Origin of the sequence: Gilliamella sp. wkB72 (genome assembly GCF_001693745.1) — a bacterium.
Taxonomy (GTDB): Bacteria; Pseudomonadota; Gammaproteobacteria; order Enterobacterales; family Orbaceae; genus Gilliamella; species Gilliamella apicola_E.
Genome location: NZ_LZEI01000009.1, coordinates 96,326 through 111,782 on the forward strand (window position 1 = coordinate 96,326; position 15,457 = coordinate 111,782).

Here is a 15,457-nt window from a genome sequence, read left to right on the forward strand (position 1 = left end):
TCATAGTGCAGCGAATTTTATAATCATATATAATGACGCAAATTTTTTGTTCAAATTATAAAATATGAAACAATTCAATTGGAATGCAAGAGTCTATTATGAAGACACAGATGCTGGCGGAGTAGTTTATCATGCTAGGTATCTAGCCTTCTTTGAACGAGCTAGAACGGAAATGCTAAGACATCTTGATATTAGTCAGCAAAAGTTATTACAGGAAGGTATTGCATTTGTTGTCAAAAAGATGGATATTAGCTACGATTTTCCAGCCCGTTTAGATGACATGCTAACTATCAGCACTAAGGTTGAGCAAATTCGTAAGGCGTCTATTATTTTTAAACAGACAATTTTAAACCAGAATAAGCAAATTATCAGCAGCGCTGATGTCGTTATTGCTTGTGTCAATATGACTAAAATGAAGCCGTGTGCGCTTCCCAAGTTATTAGTTTTGGAGTTAATTTAAGTGGATAATCTCAATATTATTGATCTATTTTTACAAGCTGGACTTTTAGTACAAGGTGTTATGTTATTGTTATTAGCATTTTCGGTAATGTCTTGGGCTATCATTTTCCAACGTAGCAAAATTTTAAGCAAAGCAAAAAAACAAGTCGAACAGTTTGACGATAGTTTTTGGTCTGCCGAAGACTTAAATGTGCTCTTTGATAAAGCAAAATTCAATAAAGAAGAGATCTGTGGCACAGAACATATTTTCTATTCGGGATTTAAAGAATTTTCTCGTTTATATCAAATTAATCCAAATATGCCAGAAGCTGCATTAGATGGCGCATCTCGTTCAATGCGTTTAGCAATGAATCGTGAATTAGATAACTTAGAATTGCATATCCCATTCTTAGGAACAGTCGGTTCAATCAGTCCATATATTGGTCTTTTTGGTACTGTGTGGGGTATTATGCATGCCTTTATTTCACTTGGCGCAGTTAAGCAAGCTACATTACAAATGGTTGCACCAGGTATTGCGGAAGCGTTAATTGCAACAGCTATTGGTTTGTTTGCGGCGATTCCAGCTGTATTAGCATATAATCGATTATCATTAAGTGTAAGTCGAATGGAACAAAACTATTTGAACTTCATTGATGAGTTTTCTACAATTTTACAACGTCAAGCAGTAGCTGTTAGGAAATAATTATGAGTAGACGTTCACGCTATTCAACCAAATCAGAAATCAATATTGTACCGTTACTTGACGTATTGCTTGTATTAGTATTGATTTTTATGGCGACAGCCCCAATTATTAGTCAAAGTGTTGAAGTTGATCTGCCTGAAGCGACAGAGTCAAAAACTGTTTCACCTTCCGATAATAAACCTATTATTATTGAGGTTTCCGGAGTTGGTGTTTATGCAATAATTATTGACCAAAATCGACAATCGAATATACCTCAAGAGCAAATTGTTGCAGAAGTTAAACAGCAAATGTTATTAAATGATAAAGCAGTGTTTTTAGTCGGTGGAGCTAAACAAGTTCCTTACGAAGAAATTATAAAAGCTTTGAATTTGCTTCAATCTGCGGGTGTTAAATCGGTCGGTTTGATGACTCAACCAATTTAAATTAATAATTATAAAAAATGTCAGCAATGTCTAACAAGTTAAGATCAAAACTAAGTCTACCAGTTATCATATCCATTATTTTACATGGTATATTGATTATTGTTTTAGGATATCAATTTATTCCTGATGATAATGGAGAAAATTACGGTAGTATTAATGGTAATTCTATTGACGCAATCATGATTGATCCGTCAGTTATGACCGAACAATATCAAAGACAATTGCAGGCGCAAGTTAATCAGGAAAAAGCAAATCAGCAGCGTCAAGAGCAATTAGACAAACAAGTTAAAGAATTAGCCGAAAAAGCCGAAGCCGAAAAAGCTGCTGCAGAAAAAGCCGCTGCAGAGAAAGCTGCTGCCGAAAAAGCTGCTGCTGAGAAAGCCGCTGCTGAAAAGGCTGCTGCTGAGAAAGCCGCTGCAGAAAAAGCTGCTGCTGAAAAGGCTGCTGCTGAGAAAGCCGCTGCAGAAAAAGCCGCTGCAGAAAAAGCTGCTGCTGAAAAGGCTGCTGCTGAGAAAGCCGCTGCAGAAAAAGCTGCTGCTGAAAAAGCTGCTGCAGAAAAAGCTGCTGCTGAAAAAGCTGCTGCTGAGAAAGCCGCTGCAGAAAAAGCTGCTGCCGAGAAAGCTGCCGCCGAGAAGGCCGCAGCTGCAAAAAGGGCTGAGCAAGCAAAAAAGGATAAAGCGCTTAATGAGCTCTTAGGTGGCCTTACATCAGGCTCTCCTGATGTTTCCGGTGGTGCAGCTAGTCGTAAAGGTGTCTCAGATGGCGAATTAAATAAATATCGATCGTTAGTGCAAAATGCAATTAGTAATAAGTTTATTAATCCGCAAAATCTTTATCGAGGAAAAACTTGTACATTACAAATCCAGATTGCACCTGATGGATTATTGCTGAATGTAACCTCAAAAGGTGGTGATGCTGATTTGTGTCGAGAGGCTTTAGCAGCTACTAAATTAGCGGTTATACCAAAACCTTCTAGTAAGTTATACAATGAAGTTAAAACAATGACTATTGATTTCCAACCCAAATAAGTAAGATCTGAACTGCTTAAATCTCAATACCATATTTAACTATTCCATCTATTAATAAATAAATATTTCGCATTTTAATAATCAGATGTTGAAAATTTACTAATCATCCCAATATATTCTCTATTCATTCCGAAATAAGTGTTTTAGTAAGAGAAGGAGCAGAATATGACAACAATTGTCAGTGTCCGTCGTGAAGGTCAAGTCGTTATTGGAGGCGATGGGCAAGTTACATTAGGTGAACGAATTATTATGAAGGGTAATGCTCGAAAAGTTCGCCGTTTATACAATAATAAAGTGATAGCAGGATTTGCTGGAGGTACAGCAGATGCTTTTACATTATTTGAATTATTTGAACGTAAATTAGAAATGCACCAAGGTCATTTAACTAAAGCTGCAGTTGAACTAGCCAAAGATTGGCGAACCGATAGGATGTTGCGTAAGCTAGAAGCATTACTTGCTGTAGCTGATGAAACCGCATCATTAATTATTACTGGTACAGGGGATGTTATTCAACCAGAAGATGATCTGATTGCGATAGGTTCTGGTGGGCCTTATGCACAAGCTGCTGCAAGAGCTTTATTAGATAATACTTCATTATCTGCGCATGATATTGTACAAAAATCGCTATCAATAGCTGGTGACATTTGTGTTTACACCAATAACTTCCAAACTATTGAAGAGCTTAATTACTAATTAAAACTGATTTAAGAGAAATATTATTATGTCTGAAATGACTCCTCGCGAAATTGTAAGCGAATTAAACCAACATATTATTGGACAAGATAAAGCAAAACGTTCTGTTGCTATTGCTTTACGTAATCGCTGGCGTCGTATGCAACTTGATGAAGCATTACGTCATGAAGTTACCCCAAAAAATATTCTTATGATAGGCCCAACAGGGGTAGGTAAAACAGAAATCGCAAGACGATTAGCTAAACTTGCACATGCCCCATTTATCAAAGTAGAGGCCACAAAATTTACGGAAGTTGGCTATGTAGGTAAAGAAGTTGACTCAATCATTCGTGATCTTACCGATTCTGCTGTTAAGATGATTCGTCAAGAAGCAATTGAACGAAATCGTAATAGAGCAGAAGAATTAGCTGAAGAACGTATTTTAGATGTGCTAGTACCGCCAGCAAAAGATGGTTGGGGGCAAGTTGAAAACAATAATGATTCAACTGCTAGACAAGCATTTAGAAAAAAATTACGTGAAGGCGCTCTTGATGATAAGGAAATTGAGATTGAAATAGCTGGCGTTAATATTGGTGTTGAAATTATGGCACCGCCAGGTATGGAAGAGATGACCAATCAACTGCAGTCAATGTTTCAAAATTTAGGTGGTCAAAAAACCAAAGCTCGTAAAATGAAGATCAAAGATGCCTTGAAACAGCTAATTGAAGAAGAAGCTGCTAAATTGGTTAATCCCGATGATCTTAAACACGAAGCCATTGAAGCTGTCGAGCAAAATGGTATTGTGTTTATCGATGAGATCGATAAGGTGTGTAAGCGTGGTAATTCATCTGGTCCTGATGTTTCACGTGAAGGTGTTCAGCGTGATTTACTACCACTTGTTGAAGGTTGTACTGTTTCAACTAAACATGGTTCAGTAAAAACTGATCATATTTTGTTTATCGCATCAGGTGCGTTCCAAACTGCGAGTCCTTCAGATTTGATCCCTGAGCTGCAAGGACGTTTACCAATTCGCGTTGAATTACAAGCATTAACTAGTGAAGATTTTGAGCGTATTTTAACGGAACCTAATGCGTCGTTAACAGTGCAATATAAAGCATTAATGGCAACAGAAGGTGTTAATATTGATTTTACACCAGATGGGATTCGTAAAATTGCTGAATCTGCTTGGCAAGTTAATGAACAAAATGAGAATATCGGTGCTCGCCGTTTGCATACTGTGCTTGAACGTTTGATGGAAGAGGTTTCTTTCGAAGCCAGTGAGTTGGGTGGTCAAACCATTACAATTGATGCTAAATATGTCAGCGATCATCTGGATAAACTTGTTGCTGATGAAGATTTAAGCAAATTCATTTTATAATCAAGTAGATTAATTGAATAAAAAAAGGTGAGTTATTTAGCTCACCTTTTTTATATCTATTATCATTATTTCATCAAATATTTATTTCTTGATAAATTCACCTAAAATATCAACTGCTTTTTGTCTAGATTTATCTTTATCTCTGGAACCATTGTTTTCTAATTTATCACGTAGCTTATCTAAACGTTGTTGTAATTTATCACTAAGCACATCAGATACTATTTTGGCAATATCTAGTTGATAGTGTAAATTAGAAAATTGACCATATATACGTAGTGGTATAGTCACCTTTTGTAGTTTTGCAATAGTTTCACTTTTACTATTCCAACCACCTAATATTTTTATATTTAGATTAACATCTAAATCACGATTAACCATTCCCACTCTTCCTGAACTATCTATCACATCTAATGTTTCAGAGTTTGCATTGAGTGAATTAAGATCAATGTTACCTTGATTTATATAAGCATTGGTTGTGATTTTATGAAACTCAGTATATTTTTTATGATTTTCAGAACTTGTATTACCATTGCTATATTTTGCGGCAGCATTTTCAATGATGCTTTGGATGTTAATATTATTTAGTTTAGCGTTGGTAATGACGATATTAGCATTACCTTTAATGCTTTCTAATAATTTAGTTGTTGATAATGTATTGGTTTCTAATACTCCAGAAGCATTGAATATTCCATCAAGATCATAAGCCATATTCATTTGCGTAAAAAATGAGCTTAAATTGATATTGCTAACTTTAGTATTCAATTTAACTTGTGGGTTTTTTTGTTTACCATTAGCGGTGCCGTTGGCAGCAATTTGCCCATTTGCAAAATTGAAAGTTAGATTTTTTAAGTTTGCTATACCATCTTGATTGTCAACTTCAACATTCAAATTACCTAATGCAATTTTATCCGCTTTGACTTCTTTGATATTTATTTTTGCTTTTCCATCAAATGAATTAAGCATACTTAATTCATTATCATTTTTGGAAACATTCGATACAACTGGTGAAGTTTGTTGAACGTTAGTACTTTTCGTTGAATTTTCATTTTTTTGGATGAAAGGTGTTAAATCAAATTTATTTGAATTTAATTGGAAATCGATCACCGGTTTGTTATCAAAACGGACATTGATCTTACTTGTAAAATCATTATCGTTAATTGAAAAAAACAATTTTTGGCTATCCAATTGCATTGGTGCTTTTTGATAATTAAATACACCAATTACATTACCTTTTATCTCTTTTTCTGAATTGACTATGCCGTTAAACGTGTAATCCAATTTTTTTAAATCAATAACTGCTTTTTCAGGGAATTGGGCTAAATCAATATTGGCGTTTAATGAATAATATAAGTCTTGCTGGTTTTTATCGATATTCCCGTTGAGTTCAAGAGAAAGTTTTTTATCGTTATTTTTTTCTAATAACAGATTAATATTTCTAAAATTTATCAAATCACGATTATGCTGAAATGCAATTGTACTATCCGCTATTTCAAACTTATTTAAACTGAACTTCCAATCAGATGGATTTTTTTTATCTTCAGATGGTTGTTTTTCTGAAGAAATGGCTTGAGTGCTATTTTTAGCATTTTCACCTTTGCTTTCATCCGTAATATTGATTGTTGCTGATTTAATAAATACATTTTTAATCGCTAAATTTTTTGAAAACAAAGGAAGAAGCTCAACATCAAGCCTCATGTTGTCAGCAGTTAAAAGAGGTTTTGTTGCACCGCTATCGGATAATTTAACCGAATCAGTTAAAATACTAACTTGAGGCCAGATGTGCCAACGTAGATTGCCTTCTATAGTCAGTTCATACCCTGTTTTGTCTTTCACTGTTTGTGAGATGTAACCACGAAAATTATTAGGATCAACAAATATAATAAGGGAAGCGATACTGATAACAATGACCAAAATTAAGATAAATAGCGTAACCAATATTTTTTTTATCATATTAATGTCCTTTATTAAGGTTATGAACTGTATTAGTCTTTATCAATACGACTGGCGACAGCGCCATGTTGGTCTTTATACTTTGCATCTTGTCTGCGATTATATGGTCTAGAAGCTGGTCCACTAAGTGTTTCAAAACTTAACGCACCAATAGTCATACCAGGTCTAAGTGCTACTGGTATTTTTCCAGAGTTGTAAAACTCTAAAACAATTTGTCCATGCCAGCCTGGATCGATACGATGAGCAGTAACATGTACCATAAGTCCTAAGCGAGCTAATGATGAACGGCCATCTAACCAGCCAACCAAATCATCAGGAATCGTAACTGATTCGAGTGTCACGGCTAAAGCAAGTTCGCCTGGATGTAAATAAAATGCTTCACCTTCAGCTAATATCATCTCTTCGCTCATAACGCGATCTAGAACGGCTGCAACTTCTTCTTTAGGTCCACTTAAATCAATATAAGGTGTTGTATGCTCTCTGAAAGTACGAAATTGATTACCTAATCGCACATCTACTGTTGCTCCATTAATACAACTTGATGCAGGTTGTGGCGTGATTTTTAATTTACCACTATCTAAATATGCTTCAATATCACGGTCACATAATCTCATAAGTTATCCTTAAAGTCTGCTTTTTATCTTATTCTAGCAGGTTCTTTTGATGGCGTCGATGTTGGTTGGTTAAGGTTGTATCACCCAAGCTCGACCAAAATGATTGTAATAACCTGCTTGTTTACCTGCTTTGTTTCCAATACCTAGATAAAGATCAAAGTGATGGCCTTTAATTGCCCCGCCAACATCAAGCGCAACCATTAAACGAACTTCGCGCCTTCCACGATATTGACCATCATTATCAAGCAGTGGTACATCAACTAATACAACTGAACCGGTTGGGACTAATGTTTTATCTGATGCCACTGCTGCATTGGCAACTAAGGGTACTGCTGCTGCACCTTTTACTTCGGCGTTATATTGCGGTTTAAAAAACACAAATGATCGGTTTTGGATTAACAGCTCTTTGACTTTCTTTTCACTCTTACTTTTTGCCCAATCTCTTATGGATTGAATAGACATATCTTCTTTAGCGATCTCTCCTGATTCAACCAATAAGCGTCCTATACTTGAATAGCCATGGCCATTTTTTCCACCATAACAGAAGAAAACAAGCGGATTACCATCTTCAAAATCGATATAGGCACTTCCTTGGACTTCCATTATGAAATTGTCCATTAATGAATTACTATAAGCGATCTCCAGTCCTTTTCCAGCTAATGCGCCATTGTAGATCTGTTCTCGACTTGGTAACTGCCCTTTAGATTGGGTTGGCATTCTATAAATTGGATATTTAAATTCACCAGTTGGTTGGTATCTAGCCTTAATAACCGGAGTGTAATAACCGGTTAGATGTACATTACCATATCCATCTTTACCAGCCATTTCATAACTTTTTAGACCCACTTTATGGAATTCTGCTGAGCCCAATGAGCGATTAATCCAAGCATCAACGGCTTTATAAATATGTTCATTTTTACGATACAAAGAAGGCGATGTTGTTTTTATTTTTTCAATTTGAATCGTATAGTCAGAAATATTTACAGGCACAGCTAAATGCGGACGACTGGCATTTAAATCATGTGGTAGTTTACCGTCTTTAAATTGTTTACTTGATGAATTAGGATCACTCTGGCAGCCAGCAAGTAGTGACATGATAAATGCTAAACATAATAGATAAATGTGAAATTTGTTTTCTTTCATCTTGATAATTTATTGTAATAAGTTAAATGATATGGTTGGTTATGCTACACAATTCTATTATAAGAAACTACCAATAATTAAGATATTGCTATAAAAATTTTTCATGCAATTGATCTTGCGATTTAAAGCTGTAGACTTTATAGTCCTTTACTTCTTATAAAAAAACGAAAATTGTAAAAACGACAGGTAATCGATACGATGAACAGTACGTCTTCAAATAATGATCTTAAACGAAATCTCTCCAGTAGACACATTCAATTAATAGCAATAAGTGGTGCAATTGGAACGGGATTATTTATGGGCTCGGGGAAGACAATTAGCCTTGCCGGACCATCTATTATTTTTGTGTACATGATTATTGGGTTTGTTTTATTTTTTGTTATGCGGGCAATGGGGGAAATTTTATTATCCAACCTGAATTATAAATCATTCAGTGATTTTGCTAACGATTTATTAGGTCCTTGGGCTGGATTTTTTACTGGTTGGACTTATTGGTTTTGTTGGGTAATTACCGGAATTGCAGATGTTGTTGCTATCGCAGGATATGCTCAACACTGGTTTCCAGAACTACAAGCATGGATCCCAATGCTACTTACAGTTATTGTGCTTTTAACTTTGAATTTGTTAACTGTTAGGATGTTTGGTGAAACTGAGTTTTGGTTTTCTATGATCAAAATAGTGGCCATTTTAGCCTTGATAGCTATTGGACTTGTTTTAGTCTTCACGGCTTATCATTCAGAACAAACCAATACTACGGCTGCGTTTTCTAATCTTTGGGAGTATGGTGGTTTCTTTCCCCATGGTACGATGGGATTTTTTGCTGGTTTCCAAATTGCAATTTTTGCCTTTGTTGGTATTGAGCTTGTTGGAACTACAGCGGCTGAAACACTAGATCCAAATAAAAATTTACCACGGGCAATTAATTCAGTGCCAGCACGAATTATCTTTTTCTATGTTTTTGCTTTGATTATTATCATGAGTGTAACACCTTGGCAGTTTATTTCACCCAATAAAAGCCCATTTGTTGAACTATTTACCTTGATTGGCTTACCTGCTGCGGCAAGTATTATCAATTTTGTGGTATTAACTTCTGCGGCTTCTTCAGCAAATAGTGGTATTTACTCAACCAGTCGAATGTTGTTTGGTCTTGCTAAAAAACAAGATGCACCAGAACCATTTGGTAAATTATCAAGACGTTCAGTCCCCGCTAATGGTTTGTTATTTTCATGTACATGCTTGTTCGGTGGGGTAGTACTGATTTATTTAGTACCAAATGTGATGGAAGCATTCACTATTGTAACGACTATTTCTGCCATTTTATTTATGTTTATTTGGTCGTTGATATTGATTTCCTATATTGCTTATCGCCGAAAAAAAGCTAATTTGCATCAAGAATCACAATTTAAAATGCCTGGTGGAATTTTTATGTGTTATGTTTGTTTAGCGTTTTTTGCTTTTGTGATTGTGTTATTGACATTTGAAGCTGATACTCGCCAAGCACTGATTGCAACACCACTATGGTTTATTATTTTAGGTGTGAGTTACTTTATTCGTTCATCAACACGCCAATAGCTCTCATCTTTAATCGGCAGGTTTACTGCCGATTATCAATTCCCTTATTATTTTTTATGATTTATTTGGCCAAATAAAACTTGCAACAATACCTAAAGATAAAATGCCTAATACTATATAAAGGCTGAGAGTAGGGCTTATGTTAATACCATAATTAAATAGATGGTCGCTAGCATTTAAAGCCAGTTTTGCTGCGATAAAAAATAGTAGGCAGACTACAGCTTTGCCTAAATGAACAAGATTATGTTGCATTGCTTCTAAAACAAAATACATAGTCCTTAACCCTAAAATAGCGAAAATCATTGCACTATAAACAACCAGTGGTTCTTGGCTGACCGCGATTACTGCGGGAACAGAATCAAATGCAAACATAACATCACTCAACTCAATCACCACAACACATAAAAATAGTGGTGTTGCATATAAGGCACTTTTTGGCATTTTATGAATTAGGTCGCTATTTTCTGGCTTCGTTAACTCCGCGTTTAGTTGTTTTCGGGTTAATAAAAAGTGATGACCAACTATCTTAGGGTAAGAGGGAAAAATACGTTTAGCAATACGATAAGCAAAATGTTCTGAATAATCTTTTATTTTTTCATCTTGACCTTGGTTTTTCAGCATCATAAATCCAGTTAAAGCAACCACTACTGAAAAGAACAATTCCATCCAAGGACCTAACGATAATAAACCTGTACCTATTACAACAAAAATAGCTCGGAAAATAATCGCCCCAATTACGCCCCAATAAAGTAATCGATGTCGATAATTGTTAGGGATCGCAAACCATGAAAACAGCGCCATAATAACGAATAAGTTGTCTACCGAAAGCGCTTTTTCAAGCACATAACCTGTGATAAATAAACTTGCTATCTCACTTCCATGGTGAAGATAAAGATAAAGTGCAAAACCTAATGCAACAGCAACCCAGAATAAAGACCATAATATTGCGCTAGTTAGGCTAATGGGTTTATCGTTATGGTGAGCATATAAATCAATTATAATCGCAGTTAAAGCCAAAATGACGAACATCAGTACAGTTTCGATTGGAAAACCTAATGAATGATGAATCATAGCCTTGTTACCTATATTAAATTATCTCTTGGATTAAATTCAAAAATGTAAAATATAATGGTATTTAGAACATTATTTTTAAAGAGACTGAGTATATATTGATAGGCTTATCAAAAAAAGATATATTTGTTTTCACACTAATATATTTAATAAATTTTTTGAGCATACATTCATGACAAATATAAGGGTATCTTTTCTATTTATCGTTGCTTTTTATTCAAGCTTATTGCAAGCACAATCGGTTGAACCATATATATCATCATTACCCAAAGGGAGTGATTTATCAATTTTAGTGCAAACTGTTGATGGCAATCCTAAAACATTAGCCAAATACAAAAGCGATCAATTTAAACAGCCTGCTAGTACACAAAAAGTAATAACTGCACTAGCTGCACAGCTTGAACTTGGTAATGATTTTCGGTTTGTTACTGGAATGTACGCGAATGGTTCAGTTAGTAATAAACAACTCAATGGTGATCTGATTATCAAATTGAGTGGTGATCCCACTTTTAGTCGAGAAAGATTAAAAAATATGATTAGCGCCCTTCGTCAAAAGGGTGTAGAAAAAATTTCAGGTAATGTTATTTTAGACACTTCAATTTTTGCTAGTCATGATAAAGCAGAAGGGTGGTCATGGAATAATTTAACTGCTTGTTACAATGCCCCTGCATCAGCTGCAACAATTGATGATAACTGCTTTTATGCAACAATTACTCCGGGTAAAGTAGGTGGTAAAGCATCAGTTTCTGTTTCATCTAATATTCCAGTTATGGTTTCAGGTGATGTCAGAACGATTTCCGCTAGTAGTAAAGACGCACATGATAAATATTGTGAGCTTGATGTTAATGCCGATAAAAATCGCTACTATTTATCTGGATGCATCGCTTCTAATGCGGATAAAACACCATTAAAATTTGCAGTAATGGATCCAACCGAATATTTTTCGACTGTTTTAAAAAATGAATTAAAACAACAAAAAATAACTTATGGTGGACGTGTTTTTGAAAGAAAACAAAAATCCACTGGTTCCTTAACGTTATTAACATCAAGTCAATCAGCACCGCTTTCTGAGTTAATAACGGTTATGCTCAAAAAATCAAATAATTTGTATGCTGACACCATTTTTAGAACACTTGGCGCACGCTATTATAATACTGCAGGAACATGGCGTAATGGTGGTGATGCGGTTAAACAAATCCTTCGTAAAAAAGCAGGTATTGACTTAGAAAACTTAGTGATTGCCGATGGCTCGGGTTTATCTCGTCTTAATCTAGTTAGCGCCAACAAACTAATGGAAGTGTTGCAGTATATTTCAGCACATAACAATCAACTCGCTTTTATTGAAAAATTACCAATTGCGGGTGTTGATGGAACGTTGCAAAACCGTAAAAGCTTCAGTCAAGCACCATTTAAAGATGTAGTTATGGCTAAAACAGGCTATATTCAAGGTAGTTATAATTTAGCCGGATTTATTCAAAAATCAGACGGACGTTATGTCGCTTTTGTTCAATTATTATCAGGGTATCGGGCTGATAGTAAAGGGGAACCTAAAAACGGGGCAGTTATGAAGTTCGAATCTGAGTTTTATAAAAATTTCATTAATTAGATTTGACTAATTTGAGAATTAAGATTTTGGGGCGATGTTATTTTCTCATCGCCCTAAATTTTAAGTTAAAAATTTTCAGCTAAAAAACCACCACTTTGATGCTTCCAAAGTTGAGCATAAAGTCCATCTTTACTAAGCAACTCTTGATGTGTTCCTTGTTCGATGATTTTTCCTTGATCTAAAACGATTAATCGATCCATCGCCGCGATCGTAGATAATCGATGGGCAATAGCAATAACTGTTTTACCTTCCATTAACGTATATAAGCTTTCTTGAATAGCTTGTTCAATTTCAGAATCAAGCGCACTAGTTGCCTCATCTAACAATAGAATTGGTGCATTTTTTAAAATAACTCGAGCAATAGCGATACGTTGGCGTTGTCCTCCGGACAATTTAACCCCACGTTCACCAACAAAAGCATCATATCCAGTTCTTCCATTAGCATCTACTAAGGTTTCAATAAAACTATCGGCATGAGCTTTTTTAGCTGCGATTATCATCTCTTGTTCTGTGGCATGGTTATTACCGTATAATAAGTTATCTCTTACTGAGCGGTGTAATAGTGAAGTATCTTGGGTAACCATACCAATTTGAGCGCGTAAGCTTTCTTGATTGACTTTGGTGATGTCTTGATTATCAATAAAAATATGACCATTTTGTAAATCATAAAATCGCAACAATAAATTGATTAAAGTGGATTTACCCGCCCCTGATCTGCCAACTAAACCGATCTTTTCACCTGGTTTAATGGTTAAATTTAAGTTGTCGATAATGGCATTGTTTAATTTTGCATCGTAACTAAAATTAATATTTTTAAATTCGATTTTACCATCAGTCACCTTAAGAGTTGGTGCATCAGGTTCATCGACAACGGTTTTAGCAACAGAAAACGTATTCATACCATCTTTAACCACGCCGATATTTTCAAATAATGCTGCCATTTCCCACATAATCCAATGTGAAAAGCCGTTCAATCTAAGTGCGACAGCAGTTGTAGTGGCGATAGCTCCAACACCAATTAAATCATTAGTCCATAGCCATAATGATAAGCCAGTAGTACCAAGAACGAGGAAAATAGACAATAAATGATTAACAATTTCAAAACTACTAACTAAACGCATTTGTTTATTAACGGTAACTAAAAATTCGTCCATCGACTCTTGTGCATATTTTGCTTCATTGCCTGCATGAGAAAACAGTTTAACTGTCATAATATTCGTGTAAGCATCAGTCACTCGGCCTGTCATGGTAGAACGTGCATCTGCTTGCATACTTGCCACTTTACTTAGTCGTGGAATAAAGTAATACATTGCAATGCCATAAACAAAACACCAAACCATAAACGGTACTAATAACCAAAGATCTAACTGACCTATGATTGTTGCCATAGTAATAAACGAAATCAAAACATAGATAAAGATATCAGCAACCAAAAAGCAGGTATCCCTAACCGCAAGTGCGGTTTGCATCACTTTTGCTGATATACGGCCGGCAAATTCATCTTGGAAAAAGCGCATACTTTGATTTAGCACTAATCGATGTAGATTCCAACGCAGTCGCATTGGAAAGTTTCCCGCCAAACATTGATGTTTAATGATGGTTTGTAAGGCAATAATGATCGTGCTAGCTAATATAATAATCGTAAATACAATTAAGGTTGATTTTTCCTGCTGCCAAAATTGACTTGGTGAAACAGCTGCCAGCCAGTCAACAACTTTACCGAGTGCAGCATATAAAAAGGCTTCAAAAGCGCCAGCTAATGAACTCAGTATGATTAATAATAGAAGGAAAGAACGTGTGCCTTTCGTCGATTGCCAAATAAAACTAAAAAAACTTTTAGCCATCGGCTGTGGTTCATCTTGTGGATAAGGTGATACCAATTTTTCAAAAAATCGATACATATTAGACCTATTAGTTAAAAGGTTATTCATTGGTAGGTTTACCAATGATCTAAAAAAGTGAGGGTTTTATTACCAAATGCTGAGTGCTATAAGCTAAATATGATATTTTTAAATTAAAAGAGACATCACTCCAATACCTATTAAACTAACATTAATAAAAATTAAAAAAAGTTGAGGAAAGGGGTTTTTGAGCTTTCCTCATGGCAAATTATATAGTGAAAAGTACTAGATTACTAATAATTGTCTTAAAAAACATCTTTAATAATTTGTACAACGCGCCCGACAATATTATATTTTTCGAAATGAGCTTTAGGAACCTCAATCGTTGGGTATTGATGATTATTACAAATCAAAATCCAATTTCCGAGTGATAGGCGAATTTTTCTTAGTAGAGTGAAATTCTCGTATTCAATTAAATAAATTGCGCCATCGATTATTTCGTTTATTTCTGTATTAATAATTAATCCATTATTATTTTCGATTTCAGGTGCCATTAAATCACCTTTCGCCCAATAGATTATAAGTTTTTTGATATCTAAACCACGATGAGAAGCCCAACCTTCAACAATAGGATAATTCATTACTGGTGGCGTTTCACGTACGTAACGTTGATTTTGCGCCTCTTCTTTAGTTGGTAATTGTTTTTTATAAACCGGGATACGATAGATATTTTCATTATAAACTTCGTTATTATCATCGTCTTTAGGATCCAACACTTCCAATTTATAACCGGTAGCTAACCAGTTGAATGAAACATTACATTTTTCAGCAATTACTTCTAAACGAGTTAGTGAAGGGTAGGTTTTTCCAGACAAATAATCTCGTATTACCGTTTCTGACATATCACATTTTTTTGCAAAGGATGAAACAGATAATCCTTGCATTGACGAATGTAGCCTATCTTTAAAAGTTTTTACATTTTTATTTTTAATCATACTTATTTCGTTTTTATTTTTTCA

Annotated in this window: 14 protein-coding genes; 8 read left to right on the plus strand and 6 right to left on the minus strand. The window is 35.1% G+C overall.

The features are described 5' to 3' along the window. Positions 1-64 precede the first annotated feature (64 nt). From ybgC to hslU, 6 genes are all read left to right on the plus strand, one after another. The gene (gene ybgC, locus A9G07_RS04895; protein ID WP_065734265.1) at positions 65-460 is read left to right on the plus strand and encodes a tol-pal system-associated acyl-CoA thioesterase; all 396 of its coding nucleotides are present in this window, start codon (positions 65-67) and stop codon (positions 458-460) included. Next, positions 461-1,141, plus strand: a complete 681-nt coding sequence (gene tolQ / locus A9G07_RS04900) for a protein TolQ (RefSeq protein WP_065734266.1) — start codon at positions 461-463, stop codon at positions 1,139-1,141. A 2-nt stretch (positions 1,142-1,143) separates the two neighbouring features. Continuing rightward, positions 1,144-1,563, plus strand: coding sequence for a colicin uptake protein TolR (tolR, locus tag A9G07_RS04905; RefSeq protein WP_065734267.1), 420 nt, complete (start codon positions 1,144-1,146; stop codon positions 1,561-1,563). Between the two features lie 17 nt (positions 1,564-1,580). Then, on the plus strand, positions 1,581-2,591 hold the full coding sequence (gene tolA, locus A9G07_RS04910) for a cell envelope integrity protein TolA (protein WP_065734268.1): 1,011 nt from the start codon (positions 1,581-1,583) through the stop codon (positions 2,589-2,591). Positions 2,592-2,756: 165 nt separating this feature from the next. Further along, on the plus strand, positions 2,757-3,284 hold the full coding sequence (gene hslV, locus A9G07_RS04915) for an ATP-dependent protease subunit HslV (RefSeq protein ID WP_065562241.1): 528 nt from the start codon (positions 2,757-2,759) through the stop codon (positions 3,282-3,284). 28 nt (positions 3,285-3,312) lie between these two features. Then, a complete protein-coding gene (gene hslU / locus A9G07_RS04920) occupies positions 3,313-4,641 on the plus strand; it encodes an HslU--HslV peptidase ATPase subunit (protein ID WP_065734269.1) in 1,329 nt (442 codons plus the stop codon). 81 nt (positions 4,642-4,722) lie between these two features. Here hslU and asmA read toward each other — a convergent pair whose 3' ends face one another. The 3 genes from asmA to mltA form a co-directional block, all read right to left on the minus strand. Next, positions 4,723-6,591, minus strand: a complete 1,869-nt coding sequence (gene asmA, locus A9G07_RS04925; protein WP_065734270.1) for an outer membrane assembly protein AsmA — start codon at positions 6,589-6,591, stop codon at positions 4,723-4,725. 32 nt (positions 6,592-6,623) lie between these two features. Continuing rightward, entirely contained in the window at positions 6,624-7,205 is a 582-nt protein-coding gene (dcd, locus tag A9G07_RS04930) for a dCTP deaminase (RefSeq protein ID WP_065562238.1), read from the minus strand. A 69-nt stretch (positions 7,206-7,274) separates the two neighbouring features. Next, complete coding sequence (mltA, locus tag A9G07_RS04935) at positions 7,275-8,348, minus strand: murein transglycosylase A (RefSeq protein ID WP_065734271.1); 1,074 nt, start codon at positions 8,346-8,348, stop codon at positions 7,275-7,277. Between the two features lie 198 nt (positions 8,349-8,546). On the opposite strand from mltA, the gene cycA reads away from it, so the two are divergent. After that, positions 8,547-9,920 carry a D-serine/D-alanine/glycine transporter gene (gene cycA, locus A9G07_RS04940; RefSeq protein ID WP_065734272.1) on the plus strand — a complete coding sequence of 458 codons (1,374 nt, stop codon included), beginning with the start codon at positions 8,547-8,549 and terminating at the stop codon, positions 9,918-9,920. 54 nt (positions 9,921-9,974) lie between these two features. Here cycA and A9G07_RS04945 read toward each other — a convergent pair whose 3' ends face one another. Continuing rightward, on the minus strand, positions 9,975-10,991 hold the full coding sequence (locus A9G07_RS04945; protein ID WP_065734273.1) for a TerC/Alx family metal homeostasis membrane protein: 1,017 nt from the start codon (positions 10,989-10,991) through the stop codon (positions 9,975-9,977). Between the two features lie 172 nt (positions 10,992-11,163). Between A9G07_RS04945 and dacB the strand changes: the two genes are divergently transcribed. Beyond that, positions 11,164-12,597 (plus strand): serine-type D-Ala-D-Ala carboxypeptidase, encoded by a 1,434-nt coding sequence (gene dacB, locus A9G07_RS04950; RefSeq protein WP_065734274.1) that lies wholly within the window; start codon positions 11,164-11,166, stop codon positions 12,595-12,597. 65 nt (positions 12,598-12,662) lie between these two features. Here the strand turns inward: dacB and A9G07_RS04955 are convergent, their stop codons facing one another. Then, the gene (locus tag A9G07_RS04955) at positions 12,663-14,498 is read right to left on the minus strand and encodes an ABC transporter ATP-binding protein (protein WP_065734275.1); all 1,836 of its coding nucleotides are present in this window, start codon (positions 14,496-14,498) and stop codon (positions 12,663-12,665) included. A 245-nt stretch (positions 14,499-14,743) separates the two neighbouring features. Further along, positions 14,744-15,433: a LexA family transcriptional regulator gene (locus A9G07_RS04960; protein ID WP_065562232.1), complete on the minus strand. Its 690-nt coding sequence runs from the start codon at positions 15,431-15,433 to the stop codon at positions 14,744-14,746. Positions 15,434-15,457: the final 24 nt, after the last annotated feature.

Coding starts and splice junctions, on each gene's coding strand:
- ybgC (WP_065734265.1), top strand. CDS start 65: ATGAAACAATTCAATTGGAATGCAAGAGTCTATTATGAAGACACAGAT.
- tolR (WP_065734267.1), top strand. CDS start 1,144: ATGAGTAGACGTTCACGCTATTCAACCAAATCAGAAATCAATATTGTA.
- tolA (WP_065734268.1), top strand. CDS start 1,581: ATGTCAGCAATGTCTAACAAGTTAAGATCAAAACTAAGTCTACCAGTT.
- hslV (WP_065562241.1), top strand. CDS start 2,757: ATGACAACAATTGTCAGTGTCCGTCGTGAAGGTCAAGTCGTTATTGGA.
- hslU (WP_065734269.1), top strand. CDS start 3,313: ATGTCTGAAATGACTCCTCGCGAAATTGTAAGCGAATTAAACCAACAT.
- asmA (WP_065734270.1), bottom strand. CDS start 6,591: ATGATAAAAAAAATATTGGTTACGCTATTTATCTTAATTTTGGTCATT.
- dcd (WP_065562238.1), bottom strand. CDS start 7,205: ATGAGATTATGTGACCGTGATATTGAAGCATATTTAGATAGTGGTAAA.
- mltA (WP_065734271.1), bottom strand. CDS start 8,348: ATGAAAGAAAACAAATTTCACATTTATCTATTATGTTTAGCATTTATC.
- cycA (WP_065734272.1), top strand. CDS start 8,547: ATGAACAGTACGTCTTCAAATAATGATCTTAAACGAAATCTCTCCAGT.
- A9G07_RS04945 (WP_065734273.1), bottom strand. CDS start 10,991: ATGATTCATCATTCATTAGGTTTTCCAATCGAAACTGTACTGATGTTC.
- dacB (WP_065734274.1), top strand. CDS start 11,164: ATGACAAATATAAGGGTATCTTTTCTATTTATCGTTGCTTTTTATTCA.
- A9G07_RS04955 (WP_065734275.1), bottom strand. CDS start 14,498: ATGTATCGATTTTTTGAAAAATTGGTATCACCTTATCCACAAGATGAA.
- A9G07_RS04960 (WP_065562232.1), bottom strand. CDS start 15,433: ATGATTAAAAATAAAAATGTAAAAACTTTTAAAGATAGGCTACATTCG.